Source organism: Desulfosporomusa polytropa, from assembly GCF_055380075.1.
In genome coordinates, this window is sequence record NZ_AP042400.1 from 4,259,008 (window position 1) to 4,278,997 (window position 19,990).

Consider the following 19,990-nt stretch of genomic DNA (forward strand, 5'->3'; position numbering starts at 1 on the left):
GAATTTTTCGGCAAATTAAGGCGCCGATCGTTGCTGCATAAACGGTATAAATAGAATAGAGATAGTAATAAAAAAGCAAGGCTTTTTCATCACCCTGCTTCTCAACACATTCACCTTATGCCGAATTACCCTACCAATTGACAAAGAACCTACTCTTTAATTGAACCATCAGGCATTTTAGTATTACCGAATTTGCCCCCTACTCAGGTTGGCATTGTCGATACGTTTGTTTAATGTCATTTCCATCCGTTTAAATGCTGATTTAGCGATATTCCGCCTAGAGTACGTCATTTTACCTCTGCATTGAGCTATGTAAGTACTTCCTTCGGGGGTTATTGGTACAATTTCAAATCCTGCTTTACCGAAGTCGATAATAGCAAAGTGAGACAAGTTAATGGCCTCCTCATCTAGCAGTAATCTGCAATATCATATTCATTTCACTGCTAAAGGGGCACTATGTACAGCTAAGTCCATGATACCGTTGCCGTTAAAGTCTGCTGACACTATTCCAACGGGATGAACCTATCGTAATGTATTATTTTATGTTTCGCCCCAGAAACTGCCCATTATATATAAAAAGCCTTCTAGCAAATCGCTAAAAGGCTTGATTTTACTGGAAGAGGCAAAGGAATTCTAACCATCGCCTCACGGCTTGGGAATTCAAAGACGGCATTTTCACGCCGTCTATTCAGTAGCACTAAGTCTGGCTGCCACTCCAGAATATTACATCAAACAAATTATCTTATTAATTTGTTTCTCCGTCTAGGTCGCACGCAATTATGTCCAGTTTGTGAGCTTCAGCCGCCACTTGCTGAATAGTCTCGGCCACCTGTGAGATCGCGCTAGCCACATCAGTGACAATCGCTTCTACTTGACCAATTTGTCGACCGATAACGCTACTATCAGACTGAATATCCAAAAGAATCTTCCTGATTTTTTGAACTGACTCTGCACTGCTCGCTGCCAACTTTCTGATTTCCTCGGCCACTACGCCAAACCCACGTCCTTGCTCGCCTACACGCGCCGCTTCAATAGCAGCGTTTAGCCCTAGTAGATTGGTTTGACTTGATATTTCCTGAATAAAACCTACTACCCTATCTGTTTCCTTAGCTCTTGACAAAGAACCAACAACCTGCGCCGACAGGCTTTGGCAGGTTGCCGAAATTTCTTCGGCCTGCGCTGATAACTCCTCGGTTGTGCTAGCCAATATGTTAATACTATCGGTAAATGAATTGGCCATTCGTTGTAAGGTTTCTTGCCGGTCTATGGTTTCTTGCACTGAAATAGCTCCTACAACCTCACCATACTCGTTAATAATAGGAACCGCCACGGCAATAAATGGTACCCCCCAAAGAGAAGCATCCATTCTCCTGACTATACGGGCCCGATTTTTCATTGCCTGACTGGTAATCATATCTTCGCTCAATGGAGTTTCAATTGACACTTTGAGATCGAGCTTCCGGCCAGGTAAATAGTACACAAATTTTTCCCTGTCAGTTATACTAATGCCAATATCACTCACAAACAAACCTTTGATAATTGATACTAGGCCAACAAGATTGTCAAGAATGTTCATTACCTTTCCTCCGTACTTATTTATATTATCTCCTATTTAGTACAGAGATATGTCCCTATAAAAGGAGCTCCATATTCTTGACTGGTAATTATAAAGCCGGCCTTTTCTAACAAACCTTCCATTATCCAATCCAAAGTCACATACTCGTCGCGAATAGTTTTTTCTGTATCCCTAGCTACTTTCTCGCCTCCGCTACTCTCAATTTGCTTAACAACGTCAGTAAAATACCGTTTATAGTCGTCAACCTTTACTGGTAACACAGCATCTTGCAGACAAAATATCCCACCTGGCTTTAAAGCAGTATATATCCTCTTTAACGCGATAAATTTCCAAAAATCAGGTAAATGGTGCAGGGCAAATTGGGAAATAACTCTATCCAATGATTGCTGCGGTTGCGCAAAGGTTAAAAAACCAGCTTGTTGAAAGGTAATATTACTACATCCTCGCCTTGCTGCTTTCTGCTCGGCGTACTCTATCATAGCCGCAGAGACATCTATCGCCAACACCTGTTTACAGTGACAAGCTAATCCAATGGCCATTTCTCCAGTTCCTGTGCCAATATCTAATACGCTGTCGTCAGACCCCAGTATTAGAGCATCTTTCATTTTTGCAACTTCCGGCTCTATATTCCTGATTTTCTGCATATAGGAATCATATATCCGGACTTCTCTACTATCAGAGAAGTCCACCCCGGAATGCGACATTTCATTATACAGCCACTTTTCGTCATTCATTATCTTCATCACCTCATTAAATGGTTTAGCTTAAGCAGCCCCGTCATTGGGGCTGCTTTTCCTAATTAGGCTTTGACGTCATTGGGGCTGATCATTTCATCTGAATCTTTTGATCCCCAATAGCCTGCAAGCAGTGACCCGGTGAAATTATGCCATACACTAAAAATAGCGCCAGGAATTGCTGCAATTGGATCAAGATGCGCTACCGCTAAGGCTACTGCCAAACCTGAATTCTCCATACCAATTTCGAAGGCTAATGCTTTTGCTTTTTTGTGAGTCAAACCAAGAGTCCGAGAGGTGCCATAGCCCATACCTAAGCCGATACCATTATGCATAGCTACAGCGATAAAACCAATTGCAGCAACGGTAGCTAGCTTAGCAGCACTCAACGCAACTACGATGGTAATAATGGCGATGATGGATAACACAGATACTAACGGTATGATTTTTATAACTCGCTCAACAAAACTTGCAGCAAATATGCGAATCACAATGCCAAGAGCTACAGGAAATAATACGATTTTCAGGATATCTGCCAATAATGCCTCGGCATTAATCGGAATGAGTGTACCAGCCAAAAGTAAGAATATATAGGGCGTGAGAAATGGAGCCAATACGGTATTAATACTGGAGACAGTTACCGATAGTGCGGTATCACCCTTAGCAATAAATGTCATGACATTTGATGCGGTGCCGCTGGGACAAGCACCTACGAGAATTAGACCAGCCGCCAGTGAAGGCGGCAAATCCATTAGCTTAGCAACAGCAAACGCGACTCCGGGCATAATTACGAATCGTAGGACTACCCCATAGATTACATCCTTAGGTCGGGTAAAGACCAGTTTGAAGTCATCCAGACTCATGGTAAGACCCATGCCTAGCATAATCAACCCTAGCAAATATGGTATATATGTGCCAAAGGGCTTAAACGGATTAGGGCTGAAGAAGGCAACTGCCGCAAAAACAATGACCCATACCGGAAATAGTTTAGTTATAAATTGAGCTGCTCTTTCTAATTTTTCCATAGAAACTCCTCCTTATTTTAGTACAGCACCAATCTTTGCTGATGTAACAAGTTTGGCATAACGGGCAAGATATCCAGTAGTCACCTTCGGTGCTGGCTTTACCCAAGCTGCTTTACGTTCAGCGAGCTCGTTGTCACTCAACTCTACATTCAGCATCCGCCCTGGGATATCAATTGCAATAATATCGCCGTCCCGAATTAGCCCAATAGGTCCTCCAGCCATTGCTTCCGGAGCAATATGACCGATACATGCGCCCCGGGTCGCGCCGCTGAATCGCCCGTCCGTTAATAATGCTACTTTTAATCCCATACCGGTGATGATTGCAGTTGGATTAAGCATCTCACGCATACCGGGACCGCCTTGCGGACCTTCATACCTAATAATAACCACATCACCATCTTTGATTGTCTTACCGACAATGGCCTCAATAGCCTTGTCCTCAGAATCAAATACTCGTGCCGGGCCTTTTAACACCAGCATATCTTCAGCTACTGCACTTTCTTTTACAACCGCACCGTCCGGAGCCAAGTTCCCTTTAAGAATAGCAATTCCACCTGTCCGGCGATAGGGCTGCTCTACACTCTTAATTACGTCTGAACGTTCAATAACAGCATGCTTTAACCGCTCACTCAGTTCACCAGTCACGGTGGTTACATCAGTATGAATAAGACCAAGTTTCTCCAGTTCCTTCATGACAGCAGAAATGCCGCCGGCTTCGTTGAGATCTTGCATATGATTCGTACCACCAGGGCTCAACTTCGTAATGTAGGGGGTTTTTCCACTTATTGTATCAAACAGTTCAAGTGGCAATTCAATTCCAGCTTCATAGGCAATCGCGGGTAAATGTAGAACAGTGTTTGACGATCCACCAATGCCCATGTCAACAGTAATCGCGTTGGCAAACGCTTTTTTCGTCATGATATCGCGGGGCTTAAGATCCCTTTCCACCAAGTGAACTATGGTTTCACCCGCTGCTTTGGCTAACATTCGGCGAGCCCCAAAATGAGCCGCCGGTATTGTTCCATTACCAGGTAGGCCCATGCCCAGGGCTTCTGTAAGGCAATTCATGGTATTTGCAGTAAAGAGACCTGCACATGACCCACAGCCTGGACATGCCGATTTTTCCATACAATCAAGCTCATCTGCGGTAATTTTACCTGCTTCATACAATCCGGCTGCCTCAAACATTGTACTAACACTGATGTCAGCCCCTTTGTAACGCCCTGACAGCATCGGACCGCCACTAACGACAATCGATGGAATATTAAGCCGGGCTGCGGCCATCAGCATTCCGGGAACAATTTTATCACAATTGGGAATAAGCACTAGACCGTCAAAACCATGGCCAGTTGCCACAGCTTCAATCGAATCAGCAATCAATTCACGGCTCGGTAGAGGATACTTCATACCGTCATGCCCCATGGCAATACCATCACAGATGCCGATGGACGGAAACTCCACCGGAGTGCCGCCGCCAGCCGAAACGCCAAGTTTCACCGCATCAGCAATATCACGCAGGTGGAAGTGTCCGGGAATTATTTCGTTGAATGAGTTGACAACACCGATTAACGGTTTCTTTAAGTCTTCTGGTGTATACCCCATTGCATAAAATAGAGAACGATGGGCAGTTCGAGTGGAACCTTTTTTTACAATGTCACTACGCATTCTAAATCCTCTCCCTTAAATAGATTTAATTACATGATAATTCTTTCTGTCTGATTATTCATTCAGTAAGTTGTTAAAAGTATTCAATATTATGCTGACAAAAAAACAACACCGACATTTTGTCTGTGTTGTTCATTTTATTGTTATTTTTTTTTAATTTCTTGCGTTTTTCGATACTTCATCGGTGTAGCTCCAATTTTATTTTTAAAACAGGTTGCAAAGTATGCGGCATCATTAAAGCCTACCTTACCAGCTATTTCTGTAATGGATAAATCGCTACTGGCCAGTAACTCACTTGCCTTTAACAATCGCTGTTCCTGGATATAATCAACAATAGATTGTCCAGCTAGGTATTTGAAGGTACGACTAAGATGACAGGGACTTACAAAAACAGCTCCGGCAATATCCCGTAAATGAAGTGGCCCGCTTAAATTCACTTCAATATAATCAATCACTGCTTTAACTAAAGTTGGAGTTTTAACAGTCTGCTGAGGGGCATCAGCACAAGCTTCATATTTCTCGGCAGTTTTTTTGATTATCTCCATTACTTCATTTGGCCTTATGGGTTTTAGAATATAATCATCAACTCCGGCCCGAAACGCTGCCCTGGCGTACTCAAAATCATTATACGCTGATACGATAACAATAGTAGTCTTAGGATTATCGGCTAAGAGTATCTCCGCTACCTGCAGCCCATCCAAACCAGGCATACGTATATCAAGAAAAACCAGATCCGGCTTAAATTCACGGGCAATTCTCACTGCATCTTTTCCGTTTTCTGCTTCTGCAAAAGCAGAGACCGGCATTTGTTCCTTGTTAATAACTAACTGGATAAAGGTTCTGACCGTGGATTCATCATCTGCCACAAAAACTCTAATATTGCGCATTTTCATTACCACCTATGGGAAAACTCAGCTCAACGGAAGTGCCTTTCTCTGGCTGACTTACAACGCGGAAATCAAATTCATCGTTAAAGTAATACTGCAACCGGCTTTTTACACTATTCAAGCCGATACCCTGTTTTTTTGTCCCCATGGCCTTGGTATCAAAGCCGATACCATTATCCTTGATTCGGCAACAAAGTTTATCTCCTTGCCGTTTTATAGTCACATTAATCAATCCTGGCTGCGTATTTATCTCAATTCCATGAATAATGGCATTCTCAACTAGCGGTTGCAGCAGCATTCCCGGAATAAATACCTTATCTAAACCCTGTTCAATGTCCAAAACAATGTTTAGGTGTTTACCAAACCGTGCTTGCTGGATGGTAAGAAAACTATTTAGCATTCTCATCTCCTCATACAGCGGAATTAACTGTTCTGTTTTCTGCAATGTAAATCGCAGTAAATCTGACAAACTCCAAACCAGCTTGGCAACCTTTTCAGATCCGTCAATATAGGCCAGATGAGCGATAGTATTAAGTGTATTAAACAAAAAATGTGGGTTGATTTGTGATTGCAGTAATTTAAAATCAGCCTCTTTCAACGCTTTCTCTAGTTTTTCGGTAGCTATCTGTTCCCTTATCAGTGAAAGCCGGCTATTGTCCAGTTCCTTTTGCCGCAGCGCCGTGCTCGTCATTTCGGCAATACAGTTGGCTATGGCGAAAGTCGCCTCGGCAGCCGCGTACAGCCGACTTTTGGGTTCAGTTCTTATTGCCGAAACAGTGGTCAGGACATCGTTGACCGGCAGTCGATAAACAGCGGCTAAGTCCCGGATTGAATGCCTCATTTGTTCACCGTCCGGTTTAGTCAAGAATACTTCCCCACATTTGATATAACCTTTGACCGACTTTCCGCTCAAAATCGGAATTATAATACTGGCAATGTCATTACAGCAAAAAAACAAATGCGGTTTGCCGATATTTTCAATTTCCTGAACTGCTTTTTGGATACGCCGGCGGCAATGGCTACCATCACTGGCATTATGAAGCAGGCCGCAAAATTCGGGGTAATTATCGGTCTTGATGATAAATTCTCCTGCAGTATCAAGGATGGCCAGGCTAAGTCCTAAGGCCTCGGACAACCGGTTTAACAGCCCATCAATTACCTGCATGTCAAGAAAAGACCGGATGTCGCTATCCTCGCTTAAACCAGCTGCTTCAACTGGCTGAGAAAGTAATCTTTGAAACTTAGACGGTGTATAGACAATAAGCAGCTTTAGTTCTTGTGCCGAATCATTGAATACCTTGTGTCGCGTGTATGGAGACATATGCCTGATATCTCCCGGCTTAAGTGTAAAAGTTTGCCCGTCTATAATCTGTACACCATTGCCGGAAACAACATAGATAACTTGCTCATCCCCAAAATGGAGATGTTCCTCCTGCATCGTATTGGGGTAAAAAGTTACAAGACCAGCGCTCATCCGCTCAACATCCAGATTATCAGGCTCCACAAACCAAAGAATAGAACCCCATTCAAAAAGCTGAGTCTTCCCTAGTTGATTGATTTTTGGCACGTCCAGTCACCTCACAAATGATTGGTACAATGAAAACAGAAGCGATGTTCTTTATTACTGAACACTTTCCATCAATAAAGAACATTCAGCTTTATTTTTCAACAAAAACTTACTTATTCCTGCAAACTCTTAACCAAACAAGAAAATTAACTAGGGGCATCGGCAGAACCGCCGATGCCCCTACACACTATTCTTCTATTTAATATAAACTAAACATACTCCCGGCATTCTTCCTCACCTAATAATACCCTGAGTGCTCCTTCAGCCAATGCCTTAAGCTCATCTTCACCCGGAAAAATCATAACAGGCGCGACGAATGAAACATACTTAGTTAGTTTTTCTATAATATATTGGGAATACGCCATACCACCAGTAATTGCAATGTAATCCACACATCCACAAACAGAGACTGCCGCTGCAGCAATAAAGCGGGCGACCTGATAAATCATGGCGTCATACACCAGTTTTGCCTGACGGTCACCAGCCGCTATGCGCTTTTCCACTTCCCTCGCATCATTAGTCTCAAGATAAGCAACAAGGCCACCCCGCCCGGCAATCAGCTTACTTACCATTTCCTTATCCAGCTTGAGCGAAAATATTAATTCCGCAAATTGCTCAGCCTGTACCGTTCCCGATCGCTCTGGTGAAAAAGGCCCCTCACCGTTCAGCGCATTGTTCACCTCGATAACGTTACCCTTATTATGACACCCCACAGATATACCACCGCCCAAATGAGCAACAATCAGATTAAGGTCTTCATAGTGGCTATTAACGTTTTTAGCCAGCCTACGAGCAATCGCTTTTTGGTTGAGTGCATGAAAAATACTGCGTTTTTTTATCTCTGGCCGACCAGTAATACGCGCAATCGGCATCAATTCATCTACCACGACCGGGTCCACGATGAATGCCGGTTTATCAGCCTCCATGGCTAAGCTCTTTGCTAAAACAGCTCCCAGATTAGAAGCATGTGTACCGTATCGTGCTCCCTGTAAATCTGCCAGCATACTTTCATTTATTGTATAGGTTCCCCCCATTATAGGTTTTAACAGCCCACCCCGCGCGACAAAAGCATCAAACTCATTTAGACCAGTTTCATTGCGCTGAAGTTCTTCTCTGATTTTTTCCAATCGATACAAATACTGGTCATTTACTGAGGTAAATCGGCTTATTTCACTGGCACAGTGACTGATATTTTTACTCCAGATCTCGGTTGAATCGTTAAATGCGCCTATTTTTGTCGAAGTAGACCCTGGATTTATCGTTAAAATCCTATATGCCATCGTTGTTTTTTCCCCTTTTTCACAGTCCCTGGCAATAAATTATTTTCGAGTAGCCTTAATCTTCGCCACAAAATCATAACCCCGTCCAAATGCTTCTTCATTCGCTGCCAAAAGCTTAGGCTTCGATGCAAATTTCTTTGCAAAAGCATTAATAATCGATTCATTTTTTACTATACCAGTTGCAGCTGAAAAAGCTCCCAAAGCCACCATATTGATCATTTTTATACTGCCTAGTTCGTTGGCAATTTCATTAATAGGTACATAATAAGCCTGAATATCATTGCGTTGCACGGTTTTATCAACAAGTGAACTATTAATAACCATAGCTCCGTTTTCCGTTAGTACTGGTTCGAACTTTTCCAATGATGGCACGTTCATTATAATTGCCGCAGACGGTTCACTAACAATTGGTGCGCCTACTTCATCATCACTAATAATGACACCGCAATTAGCCGTTCCGCCCCTCATCTCCGGACCATAGGATGGCATCCATGATACATTTCTATTTTCCATCATTCCTGCATAGGTCAGGAGCTGTCCCATAACCATAACCCCTTGTCCGCCAAACCCAGACATAATTATTTCGTATCTCATTATTTCACCTCCGCACTGTTTTTATAGACGCCAAGTGGAAATTGCGGCAGCATATTCTCCTCTAACCAACGTTTGGCATTAACTGGTGATAGCCCCCAATTAGTTGGGCAAGCAGCCAGTACTTCTACCATCGCAAAACCCTCGCCGCGGATCTGTGTTTCAAAAGCAGTTTTAATCGCCTTCTTGGCTTTATTCATATTGGCAGGATCGTTTACAGAAACACGGGCAATATATTTCGCCCCATCAAGGGTAGCGAGCATCTCGGCCAATCGAATGGGATAACCGGTTGAAGATTGTTGACGACCGAACGGTGATGTTGCCGTAACTTGGTTTACCAGCGTAGTTGGTGCCATTTGTCCACCAGTCATGCCATAGATAGCATTATTAATAAATATCGTCGTTATCTTTTCACCGCGTGCAGCTGCATGCACTATTTCCGCCATGCCGATCGCGGCAATGTCGCCATCTCCCTGATAGGTAAATACGACTTTATCGGGATGGACCCGTTTAATCCCTGTCGCTACTGCTGGTGCCCTCCCGTGAGCAGCCTCCTGAGCGTCTAGATTAAAATATTTGTCTGCCATAACTGAACAACCAACAGGTACCACACCGATCGTTTTTTTCTGTATCTCTAATTCATCAATCACCTCTGCTACCAAACGATGGGCTAGCCCATGCTGGCAACCTGGGCAATAATGAGTTGGTATATCCACTAATGCTTGTGGCCGCGCGAACAAAATCCCCTCCATTGTTATTCACCTCTCTCTGCTTTAAATATTTCAACTATTTTTTCATAGATATCCTTTGAGCTCATTATCATGCCACCAGTGCGTCCTTGGAAATATACTGGTTTTGAACACTTAATGGCAAGATTAACATCTTCCACCATCTGCCCGGTACTAAGTTCTATTGTTAAAACAGCCGACGCATTTGTCACCGCGTTAGCTAATGCTTCTTTGGGGAACGGCCATAAAGTAATTGGTCGAAACAGCCCCACCTTTAAACCAGCGGCCCGTGCCATTTTCATTGCCGAAAATGCAATGCGCGAGGTTATTCCATAGGCAACAAGTATTAGCTCTGCATCGTCAGTATGGCTTGTTTCCCATCGTACCTCCCTCTCTTGAATGACTTGGTACTTTTGCTGCAGTTTTATATTTACTTGTTCTAGCGCCTCAGGCTCAAGATAGAGAGTATTGATATTATTGGGCTTACCTCGTTCTCCCATCCCCGTTGTAGCCCAGGGCTTATCAACCGGAACCAGCGGATTATCATGGAAAGCAACCGGCTCCATCATTTGGCCGAGAGCCCCATCGCCTAAGATCATTACTGGATTTCGATATTGATCTGCTAAATTAAAAGCATGTATCGTCAGATCTGCCATTTCTTGCGCACTGTTCGGCGCGACTACTATGCAGTGATAATCACCGTGCCCACCGCCTTTTGTCGCTTGAAAGTAATCAGCTTGCCCGGGCTGGATTCCCCCCAGCCCGGGGCCACCTCTCATAATGTTGACAATGACACAGGGAAGTTCGGCAGCGGCAATATAGGAAATACCTTCTTGTTTAAGACTCACTCCAGGACTGGATGAGGAAGTCATAACTCTAGCTCCAGCTCCGGCAGCACCGTAAACCATATTAATGGCTGCAACCTCACTTTCCGCTTGCAAAAACGTTCCACCTGTTTGCGGAAGATGCTTGGCCATATATTCAATTAGCTCAGACTGCGGCGTTATAGGATAACCAAAATAATATCTGCAACCGGCAATAATTGCTGCTTTACCAATTGCTTCATTACCTTTCATCAGCAATTTTTCAGACAAAATTCCCACTCCCCATTACTCGTTAATTTCAATTACTAGATCTGGACAGGACTTGGCACATAGAGCGCACCCAACACATTTTGTTTCATCGACACAAGCCGCCGGATGATAGCCCTTACCGTTAAACCTCTGGGACATCACAATAATACCCATAGGGCATACATCTAAACACAACTCACATCCTTTACATTTTTCTTCATGAAAAACTGGTCTTGGCATAGTTCATTCCTCCATAAAAAATTAATATAAGCTAAATAATCTCAAGTAAATCACCATTTGCTATCATCCCAGCATTAGCCTCATCTGTATCAAGGTGCATTTCTAAAACAAAGCTTTCATCTACTCTTACCAATACTTTTTCCAAGACAAGTGGTCTTGTATCGCTGCCACAGCGTACTCGCACAAAATCGCGATCTTTGACACCTACTTTAGCTGCATCCTCCAAGTTCATATGAATATGCCGCCAAGCTACTATCACGCCTTTTTGCAAAACAACCATGCCCTTGGGTCCCATCAGGGTAATTCCCGGTGAACCTTTGATATCACCTGAGTCCCTGACCGGAGCAGTAAGCCCGATTTTTAGTGCATCCGTAAGCGAAATTTCGACTTGAGTTTCTTTTCGCTCCGGTCCCAACACCCGCACATTATTAAAAGCAGCTTTAGGTGTAATCAGATCAACGGTTTCCTCTGCAGCATATTGGCCAGGCTGTCGAACATATTTGTAGGGTCGAAGCTGATAACCCGAACCAAACAAGATGTCCAGATGCTCTCGCGACAAATGCACATGTCTTGCCGAAATGCCAGCTCTGACAGTATTGAGCATGTATTGCCCCTCCTTTACTATTTTAATTGACATGATACTTTGTTTTGATTTACACTTCATTCACTTAGTTGCAATGTATTTTGATAATATTGCTAACAAAAAAACCAAAGCATCTTTGCTTTGGTTTTTTTGTCATTTATTATTGTTTTGTTGTCGCTCTTCCTTATTAGTCAAGCACAAATGCATCACTGGCAAGCTGGCACATTTCTAAAAAAATAGCCACATTACCGGCAATTGCTTTTTCCATGTAATCAATTCTGACTTTATCAATAGGCCGGTGACAATACAGTTCCTGCATGGGTGAATAGCCAACCGACGGCTTGCGTATACGCCCGCATATAACCGATAAATCAGTGCCAAAATCCCAATAACCATATTTAACTGGCTGGCCTAACTTCGCGAGTCCTGCTGACGCGGCTTGAACAAAAGGATTGGTTTCGCTTATTTTCCAGGCTTCTTTAACGTTTGGCAACGTGGCCCCTTTACCTGTATAAGATATGCGAGGTACTGCGGCTATTTCGACTTTAGCCCTAAAATCCTGATCTTGTGCAGAAAGAGCATCAATAATGTCTTGTATCTGCTGCACACAGCTTTCTGGTGTCTCGCCGGGAACAAGCCGACGGTCATAGGTTATATAACACCTGTCAGGCACAATACACATAGAGCCAGGCGAACAGGTTATATTAGTCAGCGCAATACTTGAACATCCAAGTTGTGGGTCCTGAAGCGCACTTTCGGCTACTGACGTTTCGACTTTTTCAATAAATTTGGCGGCCTTATTGACGGCATTAATACCTAACCAAGGAGCGCTGCCATGAGAAGTAACACCCTCAACAGTAATCTTAAGTTCAACGCGCCCCCTGTGCCCTAAATATAGTTTCAGCCCGGTAGCTTCACAGGAAACCACACCATCAAAGGGTATCCCCTTCGCCGGCAAAGTCTCTTCAACAAGTTTAATCATGCCCAGTTGTTCAGCAGGTTCCTCCAATACCACCCCGGTAAACATAAAATCACCTGTGATCTTATATCCCCTTTCACGGAGTTTCAGCAGAACTGCCCCCGAGTAAACCTGACAAGCACCGCCTCCCTTTACGTCGGACGCAGCTCTGCCATGGATTACTTCCGTCTTTTCTAGCGCAGTACGATCCTGATTTTCCATTTCATCTATATCAATGGCGGCGCCATATGGATCATATCCTTGCCACTCACTATAATCACCCGGATCTACGTGATCTAAATGGCAGTTGTACATAATGGTCGGCCCTGGTTCGGTTCCTTTAATGATGCCGACAACATTACCCCATTCATCCCTAAAAACCTCATCATACCCGAGTTTCTCCATCTCCGCGAGGTATAAATCAGCTACCCCTTCCTCGCGCCCGGATAATGCCGGTACACGTATCAGCCGCTGACAAAACTCAACAGCAAGCGGTTTTAGCTCTGCAGCGATCATGGTCAATTCTTTACACATCTTCCTTCTCCTCACCTTCTGTAAAAATAGCTAAAACAAGTACAGCTTCTATTTACCAACATTCCTTTTATAATAAGGGATAAACGCCTGAGCAGGGCTCAGTTCCAGCGGAAAATTCCGAGCAACAGTATTGACCGATTGCAGCAGCGTCTCTAGTTCCAGTGTATACTGCGGTAAGTGAGACTCTATGAAGGCATCGGTATTTCTGCCAGAAAATTGTGCAGTTATATCGCGTAAGGTATTAACCTGCATAATCCATTCACCTCGTTTCGTTAGTGTCGATAAACTCAACAACATAGCGGCGGCAGCCGCCGCTGGTTTGCATGTGTCTGCTCGTAAATATACGCTGTTTGTAACAGACCGGCTTCCTCAAATGGTTTGCCCTGCAGTTGAATACCTATTGGTAATCCTTCTGCCGTAAAGCCGCAAGGCAGGGAAATAGCAGGATAGCCATTGAAATCACTGATTGCGGTCATTAGGGTTAACGTATTATGAATTCTTGGGTCTACTTCCTCATCACCAAAAGGAATTGTATCGATTCCGATTGGAAAAGCGGAAACAATTGTCGTCGGCAATATGACTAAATCGACTTCGTTATATATCTTGGCCCATTCTTGCTGATCCAGCTGGCGTAAGCGCTGCGCATTCACATAGGTATGGGCCGGAACGTACTGGCTTTTTTCCATTCTTCGCCGTACTATGCTGCCGTACTTTTCGGGACAAGTTTTTAAAAACCGTTCATGGTAAGCGTAAACTTCTCCCATCGTAAGTACGCCGGTAATTCCAAGGATATCCCGCGGCGGATAAGAAAGGGTTTTGATGCAGGCACCATTATCTTCAAACCAGCAAAGAACCTCTTTAAGTACCTTGGCAATGTCCGGCTCTAAAATACCGTCATAACAATCCGGGCAAACTCCGATGCGCATACCCTTAATTTTGGAAATACTATTTCGGGATAACGGCTCAATATAATCATCACAGGATACTAGCACCGAAGCCGGATCTTGAGGATCAAACCCGGCAATTGCCGTCAAAACCGCGGCGTTATCCCACACCGATTTAGCAATAGGACCGGCATGATCTTGTGACCAGCTTAAAGGGATGACACCGTACTTGCTTACTCTGCCATATGTCGGCTTTAATCCGGTAACACCACATAATGCGGACGGTATCCGTATCGATCCTCCTGTATCGGTTCCTATAGAAAATATGGAACTGCCTGCCGCGACCGAGGCAGCCGAGCCACCGCTCGACCCTCCGGGTATCCTATTGGTATTCCAGGGATTGCGGCAAGGCCCGAAATATTCATTTTCATTAGTTGTCCCATATGCAAATTCGTGCAGGTTATTTTTTCCCAGCAATATGGCACCGGCCTGGGTTAACCGTTCAATGACAGTGGCACTATAATCTGGAATAAAATCTGTTAATACCTCAGAACCACCTGTAGTTCTGATTCCTTTTGTATAATATAAATCTTTGGCAGAATAGGGTATGCCGTGCAAAACTCCTTGGTACCGTCCTTGCAAAATATCCTTTTCGGCTCTATTTGCCGCTCGCAGCGGCTCTTCCTTAAAGACTGTGATATAGGCGTTCAGTTCCGGTTCGGTCTTTGCAATCTGTTCCAAGCAGGCAGTAACCAATTCAACCGGTGAAATTTGCTTCTGCTTAATTAACGGCGCTAACTCCTGAATTGTTTTTTGGATGAGTGACATGAATTCACCCCTTTTCTTAAGTACGGCTCATGTAGTATATCTGCTAAGTAATCCTTACACAGTTAAGTATTTATGAATAATTTCGTCTGTCAGTTCGTCCGATTTGCCGCTGGCCACTATTTCGCCTTTTTGCATAACGACAAAGCGGTCGGCAAGCTTCCTGGCAAATTTTAGATTCTGCTCCACGATAATGATAGGAATCAACATTTTCCGGTGTATTCTGATCAAAATATTGGCGATTTCAGCGACCACATTGGGTTGTATTCCTTCTGTCGGTTCATCCAGCAGCAGTGCCTGTGGATGACTCATGAGAGCTCTGCCGATAGCCAGCTGTTGCTGCTGCCCGCCGGATAATACACCGCCTTTGCGGTGCAGATGCTCTGTTAGAATCGGGAAATATTCAAAAACCTCTTCCATACGCTGGGTAATTTCTTTGGTATGTGCCAGCGCTGCCAGTTCCAAATTTTCCCTAACGGTAAGGTGAGGAATAATTTCCCTGCCTTGCGGCACATACGCCACGCCGCCAATGGCTCGTTCATAGGCTTTCAGGCCGCTAAGGTCTTCATTATTGAGAATGATTTTGCCATTTTGCAGCGGCAGTAAACCGATAATACTTTTCAGCAGCGTAGTTTTACCGACTCCGTTACGACCGAGAATGACCATTTTTTCTAATGGCTCCACCTGAAATGAGACATTATTGACAACCCTGCTTTGTCCGTAATTTACGGATACATTACAGATTTCAAGCATCTTTTTCCACCTCCTCGTCATCATCGTCCTTAAGATAAACCTGCACAACCTTCGGATTTTTCTTGACCTCGTCAAAGGAACCCTCTGCCAGTAATTTACCTTGATGCAAAACAGTAACCTTTTGGGCAATTTGTTCTACAAAATCAATGTCATGCTCCACCACAATAACCGTCTTATCTTTCATCATTGTTTTTATCATTTCACCGGTTTTACAAGTTTCATCAGCGGTCATACCTGCTGTAGGCTCGTCGAGGGTAATAAGCTCTGGTTTCTGTGCAATCACCATCCCCATCTCCAGCCATTGCCGTTCTCCGTGCGATAAAGAAGTTGAAAGCACATCACGCTTGTTATATAGATTAATCTGACTCAATATAGACTTTATTTCCTCTTTTATAGCCTTATCGCGCTTATAAACAAAACTTTTGAAAACACTGCTGTGCCCGGCTAAAGCCACCTCAATATTTTCGTAAACGGTAAGACAATCAAATAAATTAGGTCCTTGAAATTTACGTCCAACTTTATGTTTAGAGGCTATTTCATAAGGATCCAGTCCGGCAATATCTGCCCCATCCAACAGAATTTTACCTCCGGTCGGAGCCGTTTTGCCTGTAATCATATCAATGATGGTAGTTTTACCGGCACCGTTGGGACCAATGATAACCCTCGTTTCTCCCTGCTCAACCCCTAACGAAACTTTATCGACAGCCAAAAATCCGCTAAAACTTACACTGACATCTTGTAGTTCTAAGAAGGACATTGTCTACACCTTCTCTCTTATCACATTATAGTTATCAGGAGTTATTGCCGGTTCAGCACTGTCATCACACTCTGACGGTTGCTGATGGCCTCTTTTGTTTTTCTGCCAATCGATCAAAGTACCGATAATTCCTTTGGGAAAGAAGACAACCACGATCAGCATGACTGCCCCTAGCACTAATTGCCAGCTATCGTCAAGTCTTTCAGACAACAGACTCTCCATCCAGGTTATCAAAAAGGCACCAATCATGGCTCCCGTTAAATTTCCCCGGCCACCGACTGCCAGCCATACCAAAACTGAGGTTGAAAATACTACCCCAATATTGTTTGGTGAAATAAAGGAATTGACCGGAACATACAGCATCCCGGACAATCCGGCAATCATACCTGAAACCACAAAGACAACCAGTTTAAAGGCCGCCGGATTAAACCCTAAAAACTGCAAGCGGCTTTCATTCTCCCGCACGGAGCGGAGAATCAGTCCAAAGCGGCAGTTATTCAGCCACCGACAGAAAATATACACCAGTAGAGCTACCACCAGCACCAAATAATAGGTCTCCAGAATGGATAGCGGCGACCCGCCAAAGGACAGTGGTGGCAAACCGCTGATACCGTTGGCACCACCGGTATATTTTTGCTGGTTATTGAAAAACAGTTCTATCAAAGAGGCTAACGCCAATGTAATTATATTGAAAAAAACGCCCTTTACCCTACTGGTAAAAATAAAGTAACCAAGGAGGGCAGCGACTGCACCAGGCACCAGTAATCCAAGTAAGAAAGCCACTGCCTGATTTTGCAGAATCTGCATAAACCAAGGAAGTTCGGTAACGCCGAAACTAACCATAAAGGCTGGAACTCCATTTTTCACCGCATACGAAAGCGCCAGTACGTATCCTCCCAAACCAAAGAACATGGCATGACCTAAATTCATTAATCCGGCACTGCCCCACAGGATATCAAGCGAAAGTGCAAATATCAGATATATTACGCATTTACTCATAAGTTCTACCCGAAAGGGCGACGCAAGCAAAGGAAAGCTTATTAAAAAGATAAGCAGAATAAGATCAATATATTTTTCTATACCTAAATTCCTAATTTTATTGAGCACAGCAGTCATCTCCTTTCGCTCGTAAATAACCCTTCAGGTTTAAACCTGATTAGAATGATAATGATGCAGAAAACAAGAACTCTAGCTGTTATTTCACTCATATAGCCGGCCATTGCGGTAACTGATTCACTAATTACCACTGAACTGGCAGCAGTCCCGATGATCGAGGTAAATCCTCCTAAAACAACCGTAAGAAAGCCGTCTACGATATAAGCAGTACCCATATAAGGCGTTACACTTTTGACTGGCGCCAAAAGGGCACCTGCCAATCCTGCCAGCCCTGAGCCAAGCGCAAAAGTGAGACTATCGATGCGTGTCGTATTAATACCAAGGCACTGTGACATGCTTCTGTTCTTAGTGACGGCTCTTAGCTGCATACCAAAGGAAGTCTTAAAGAACAAGCCTAACGTTGCCAGCAAAATTAAAATCGAAATTGCTATAAGAAACAGATTGTACTGCGGTATTACTATACTCCCGACAGTAAGGCTCCCCTCTATCGGCAAGCCGACAAACTTGTCTTCCGGTCCCATGGTCATTCTGACCACTTGCTGGATAATGATGGAGAGTGCAAAGGTCGCCAACAAGGTTTCAGCAACTTTTCCGTACAGTTTTTTTATCAGTGTTGCTTCAATTACTACGCCGAATAGAGCAGTAAGAATAAACGCTAATACCATAGCAAGGAAAAAGGAAGCATGAAAAACGGTAGTTACAAAATAGGTTATATAGGCACCCAGCATGATGAGATCACCGTGAGCCATATTGACAACATCCATCAACCCAAATATAATGACCAGCCCTAATGCCGCAATAAACAACATCGCGGAAACACTCACACCATTTATCAGTTGTGAAAGGAGAAGTTCCATGATCACCATTCCTCTCTAGTAAGTGCCTAAACAAAAGAATACACCGCTCTAAGATCCCATCAGGAAAATTAGAGCGGCGCACTACACTGTGCTACAAGCACTGTTATTTTTTTACCGGTCTTCGCCGGCGCTACTATTTTGTCAGAGTAAGCCTATTGGACTACAGCTCGGGTTTAACCAAATCTTTGGAGCTATAAACAATTTCAAATGTCCCATCTTCTTTAATTCTGGCAATACGTGATTGCAGCCAGGTATGGTTATTACTTTCATCCACTTTAATCTTGCCTTGCGGCGAATCAATTTCCAGTCCTTTAAAGGCATTGATTAACGTTTTGCCGTCGTAATCACTCGTTTTTTCCAAAGCCTTGGCCAAAAGATATACACCGTGATACGCGCCTTCCGCTAAATTAGTTACTGTCGTATTATCATTAAAGGCCTTATTGTAAGCTTCAATAAACTTTTTGCTTTCCGGTGTATCAATAACCTGGAAGTAGTCAAAGGAACTGTAATGTCCTGCAGCGGCTGCGGCACCGATACCTTTTACAGTGGCCTCATGAGTCGCAATCGAGCAGATAGGAATGTCTTTAGCAAAGATGCCATATTGCTGATATTGTTTATAAAACGGTACCACACTGTCACCGGCAATGGCGGAAAATACAACATCCGGTTTGGCTTGTTTTATCTTGTTAATTAATGAAGAAAACTCCGTATGTCCAAGTGGTACATATTCTTCGCCTACCACTTCACCGCCAGCTTGAATCAGCATTGCTTTAGCTTTTTTGATTGAATTTACGGGGAATACATAGTCAGAACCAACGAACATAACACGCTTGCCGATATTTTTTACTATCCAAGGCATATACTCAGCAATTTGCTGACTGGGAACCGTATTGGTATAGATAACATTCGGGGATGGTTTTTCACCTTCATAATAGGTATTGTATACCAGTACTGAATTATTGCGCTCCACTTCAGGAATTACCGCCAGCCGGGAAGCCGAAGAATTGGTGCCAATGGTAGCAACAACTTTATCCTGTAAAATCAGTTTTTTGATTTTTTCTGTGGCTTTAGCCGGATCGGAAGCATAATCTTCATAGACAGGAATTAATTTTTTTCCCTTAATGCCACCGGCGGCATTAATTTCTTCAATCGCCAATTTAGCGGCATTAAGCATTGGTTTTTCCGAAATAGAGAATGGACCAGTTGTCGAGTAAAGCACCCCGATCTTAATACCCTCTTCTTTACTCGCAGTATCTGAGCCTTTCGAATTGCTTGAACAGCCTGTAAGGGATAACGCTGCCATGGCAACTACGAAACAGAGCGCCAACCACTTTTTGGATAAATTCATGTTGTTTTC

The 19,990-nt window shown here is 43.7% G+C and carries 20 protein-coding genes and 1 pseudogene; all 21 read right to left on the reverse strand.

Annotation, left to right across the window (positions count from 1 at the left end; all coding sequences use genetic code 11):
* Window positions 1-183: 183 nt before the first annotated feature.
* Complete coding sequence (locus tag ACZ449_RS21665) at window positions 184-390, reverse strand: hypothetical protein (RefSeq protein WP_464258130.1); 207 nt, start codon at window positions 388-390, stop codon at window positions 184-186.
* Between the two features lie 561 nt (window positions 391-951).
* A pseudogene (locus ACZ449_RS21670) lies at window positions 952-1,072 on the reverse strand (methyl-accepting chemotaxis protein); the annotation flags it as partial.
* A 536-nt stretch (window positions 1,073-1,608) separates the two neighbouring features.
* Window positions 1,609-2,310, reverse strand: coding sequence for a class I SAM-dependent methyltransferase (locus ACZ449_RS21675; RefSeq protein ID WP_464258131.1), 702 nt, complete (start codon window positions 2,308-2,310; stop codon window positions 1,609-1,611).
* A gap of 65 nt (window positions 2,311-2,375) precedes the next feature.
* On the reverse strand, window positions 2,376-3,335 hold the full coding sequence (locus ACZ449_RS21680; protein ID WP_464258132.1) for a bile acid:sodium symporter family protein: 960 nt from the start codon (window positions 3,333-3,335) through the stop codon (window positions 2,376-2,378).
* A 12-nt stretch (window positions 3,336-3,347) separates the two neighbouring features.
* Window positions 3,348-5,000, reverse strand: coding sequence for a dihydroxy-acid dehydratase (ilvD, locus tag ACZ449_RS21685; protein ID WP_464258133.1), 1,653 nt, complete (start codon window positions 4,998-5,000; stop codon window positions 3,348-3,350).
* Window positions 5,001-5,143: 143 nt separating this feature from the next.
* Window positions 5,144-5,887 carry a response regulator transcription factor gene (locus ACZ449_RS21690; RefSeq protein ID WP_464258134.1) on the reverse strand — a complete coding sequence of 248 codons (744 nt, stop codon included), beginning with the start codon at window positions 5,885-5,887 and terminating at the stop codon, window positions 5,144-5,146.
* On the reverse strand, window positions 5,874-7,454 hold the full coding sequence (locus tag ACZ449_RS21695; protein ID WP_464258135.1) for a histidine kinase: 1,581 nt from the start codon (window positions 7,452-7,454) through the stop codon (window positions 5,874-5,876). Before ACZ449_RS21695 ends, ACZ449_RS21690 begins: the two co-directional genes overlap by 14 nt.
* Before the next feature lie 209 nt (window positions 7,455-7,663).
* Window positions 7,664-8,734, reverse strand: coding sequence for a butyrate kinase (gene buk / locus ACZ449_RS21700; protein WP_464258136.1), 1,071 nt, complete (start codon window positions 8,732-8,734; stop codon window positions 7,664-7,666).
* Between the two features lie 39 nt (window positions 8,735-8,773).
* Window positions 8,774-9,328, reverse strand: coding sequence for a 2-oxoacid:acceptor oxidoreductase family protein (locus ACZ449_RS21705; protein ID WP_464258137.1), 555 nt, complete (start codon window positions 9,326-9,328; stop codon window positions 8,774-8,776).
* Window positions 9,328-10,077: a thiamine pyrophosphate-dependent enzyme gene (locus ACZ449_RS21710; protein WP_464258138.1), complete on the reverse strand. Its 750-nt coding sequence runs from the start codon at window positions 10,075-10,077 to the stop codon at window positions 9,328-9,330. The genes ACZ449_RS21705 and ACZ449_RS21710 overlap by 1 nt, the downstream gene beginning before the upstream one ends.
* A gap of 2 nt (window positions 10,078-10,079) precedes the next feature.
* Window positions 10,080-11,147 (reverse strand): 3-methyl-2-oxobutanoate dehydrogenase subunit VorB, encoded by a 1,068-nt coding sequence (locus tag ACZ449_RS21715; RefSeq protein ID WP_464258139.1) that lies wholly within the window; start codon window positions 11,145-11,147, stop codon window positions 10,080-10,082.
* A gap of 15 nt (window positions 11,148-11,162) precedes the next feature.
* On the reverse strand, window positions 11,163-11,366 hold the full coding sequence (locus tag ACZ449_RS21720; RefSeq protein WP_464258140.1) for a 4Fe-4S binding protein: 204 nt from the start codon (window positions 11,364-11,366) through the stop codon (window positions 11,163-11,165).
* 31 nt (window positions 11,367-11,397) lie between these two features.
* Window positions 11,398-11,970, reverse strand: coding sequence for a phosphate propanoyltransferase (gene pduL, locus ACZ449_RS21725; RefSeq protein WP_464258141.1), 573 nt, complete (start codon window positions 11,968-11,970; stop codon window positions 11,398-11,400).
* A 166-nt stretch (window positions 11,971-12,136) separates the two neighbouring features.
* On the reverse strand, window positions 12,137-13,441 hold the full coding sequence (locus ACZ449_RS21730) for a M20/M25/M40 family metallo-hydrolase (protein WP_464258142.1): 1,305 nt from the start codon (window positions 13,439-13,441) through the stop codon (window positions 12,137-12,139).
* A 48-nt stretch (window positions 13,442-13,489) separates the two neighbouring features.
* Window positions 13,490-13,693, reverse strand: coding sequence for a hypothetical protein (locus ACZ449_RS21735; protein ID WP_464258143.1), 204 nt, complete (start codon window positions 13,691-13,693; stop codon window positions 13,490-13,492).
* A 35-nt stretch (window positions 13,694-13,728) separates the two neighbouring features.
* Window positions 13,729-15,153 carry an amidase gene (locus tag ACZ449_RS21740; protein ID WP_464258144.1) on the reverse strand — a complete coding sequence of 475 codons (1,425 nt, stop codon included), beginning with the start codon at window positions 15,151-15,153 and terminating at the stop codon, window positions 13,729-13,731.
* Window positions 15,154-15,207: 54 nt separating this feature from the next.
* Window positions 15,208-15,903 (reverse strand): urea ABC transporter ATP-binding subunit UrtE, encoded by a 696-nt coding sequence (urtE, locus tag ACZ449_RS21745; protein ID WP_464258145.1) that lies wholly within the window; start codon window positions 15,901-15,903, stop codon window positions 15,208-15,210.
* Window positions 15,896-16,660: an urea ABC transporter ATP-binding protein UrtD gene (gene urtD, locus ACZ449_RS21750; RefSeq protein WP_464258146.1), complete on the reverse strand. Its 765-nt coding sequence runs from the start codon at window positions 16,658-16,660 to the stop codon at window positions 15,896-15,898. Before urtD ends, urtE begins: the two co-directional genes overlap by 8 nt.
* 3 nt (window positions 16,661-16,663) lie before the next feature.
* Entirely contained in the window at window positions 16,664-17,767 is a 1,104-nt protein-coding gene (gene urtC / locus ACZ449_RS21755) for an urea ABC transporter permease subunit UrtC (RefSeq protein WP_464258147.1), read from the reverse strand.
* A 5-nt stretch (window positions 17,768-17,772) separates the two neighbouring features.
* Window positions 17,773-18,633, reverse strand: coding sequence for an urea ABC transporter permease subunit UrtB (urtB, locus tag ACZ449_RS21760; protein WP_464258148.1), 861 nt, complete (start codon window positions 18,631-18,633; stop codon window positions 17,773-17,775).
* Between the two features lie 160 nt (window positions 18,634-18,793).
* Complete coding sequence (locus ACZ449_RS21765; RefSeq protein ID WP_464258149.1) at window positions 18,794-19,981, reverse strand: transporter substrate-binding domain-containing protein; 1,188 nt, start codon at window positions 19,979-19,981, stop codon at window positions 18,794-18,796.
* Window positions 19,982-19,990: the final 9 nt, after the last annotated feature.

Coding starts and splice junctions, on each gene's coding strand:
- ACZ449_RS21675 (WP_464258131.1), bottom strand. CDS start 2,310: ATGAATGACGAAAAGTGGCTGTATAATGAAATGTCGCATTCCGGGGTG.
- ACZ449_RS21680 (WP_464258132.1), bottom strand. CDS start 3,335: ATGGAAAAATTAGAAAGAGCAGCTCAATTTATAACTAAACTATTTCCG.
- ilvD (WP_464258133.1), bottom strand. CDS start 5,000: ATGCGTAGTGACATTGTAAAAAAAGGTTCCACTCGAACTGCCCATCGT.
- ACZ449_RS21690 (WP_464258134.1), bottom strand. CDS start 5,887: ATGCGCAATATTAGAGTTTTTGTGGCAGATGATGAATCCACGGTCAGA.
- buk (WP_464258136.1), bottom strand. CDS start 8,734: ATGGCATATAGGATTTTAACGATAAATCCAGGGTCTACTTCGACAAAA.
- ACZ449_RS21705 (WP_464258137.1), bottom strand. CDS start 9,328: ATGAGATACGAAATAATTATGTCTGGGTTTGGCGGACAAGGGGTTATG.
- ACZ449_RS21710 (WP_464258138.1), bottom strand. CDS start 10,077: ATGGAGGGGATTTTGTTCGCGCGGCCACAAGCATTAGTGGATATACCA.
- ACZ449_RS21720 (WP_464258140.1), bottom strand. CDS start 11,366: ATGCCAAGACCAGTTTTTCATGAAGAAAAATGTAAAGGATGTGAGTTG.
- pduL (WP_464258141.1), bottom strand. CDS start 11,970: ATGCTCAATACTGTCAGAGCTGGCATTTCGGCAAGACATGTGCATTTG.
- ACZ449_RS21730 (WP_464258142.1), bottom strand. CDS start 13,441: ATGTGTAAAGAATTGACCATGATCGCTGCAGAGCTAAAACCGCTTGCT.
- ACZ449_RS21735 (WP_464258143.1), bottom strand. CDS start 13,693: ATGCAGGTTAATACCTTACGCGATATAACTGCACAATTTTCTGGCAGA.
- ACZ449_RS21740 (WP_464258144.1), bottom strand. CDS start 15,153: ATGTCACTCATCCAAAAAACAATTCAGGAGTTAGCGCCGTTAATTAAG.
- urtE (WP_464258145.1), bottom strand. CDS start 15,903: ATGCTTGAAATCTGTAATGTATCCGTAAATTACGGACAAAGCAGGGTT.
- urtD (WP_464258146.1), bottom strand. CDS start 16,660: ATGTCCTTCTTAGAACTACAAGATGTCAGTGTAAGTTTTAGCGGATTT.
- urtB (WP_464258148.1), bottom strand. CDS start 18,633: ATGGAACTTCTCCTTTCACAACTGATAAATGGTGTGAGTGTTTCCGCG.
- ACZ449_RS21765 (WP_464258149.1), bottom strand. CDS start 19,981: ATGAATTTATCCAAAAAGTGGTTGGCGCTCTGTTTCGTAGTTGCCATG.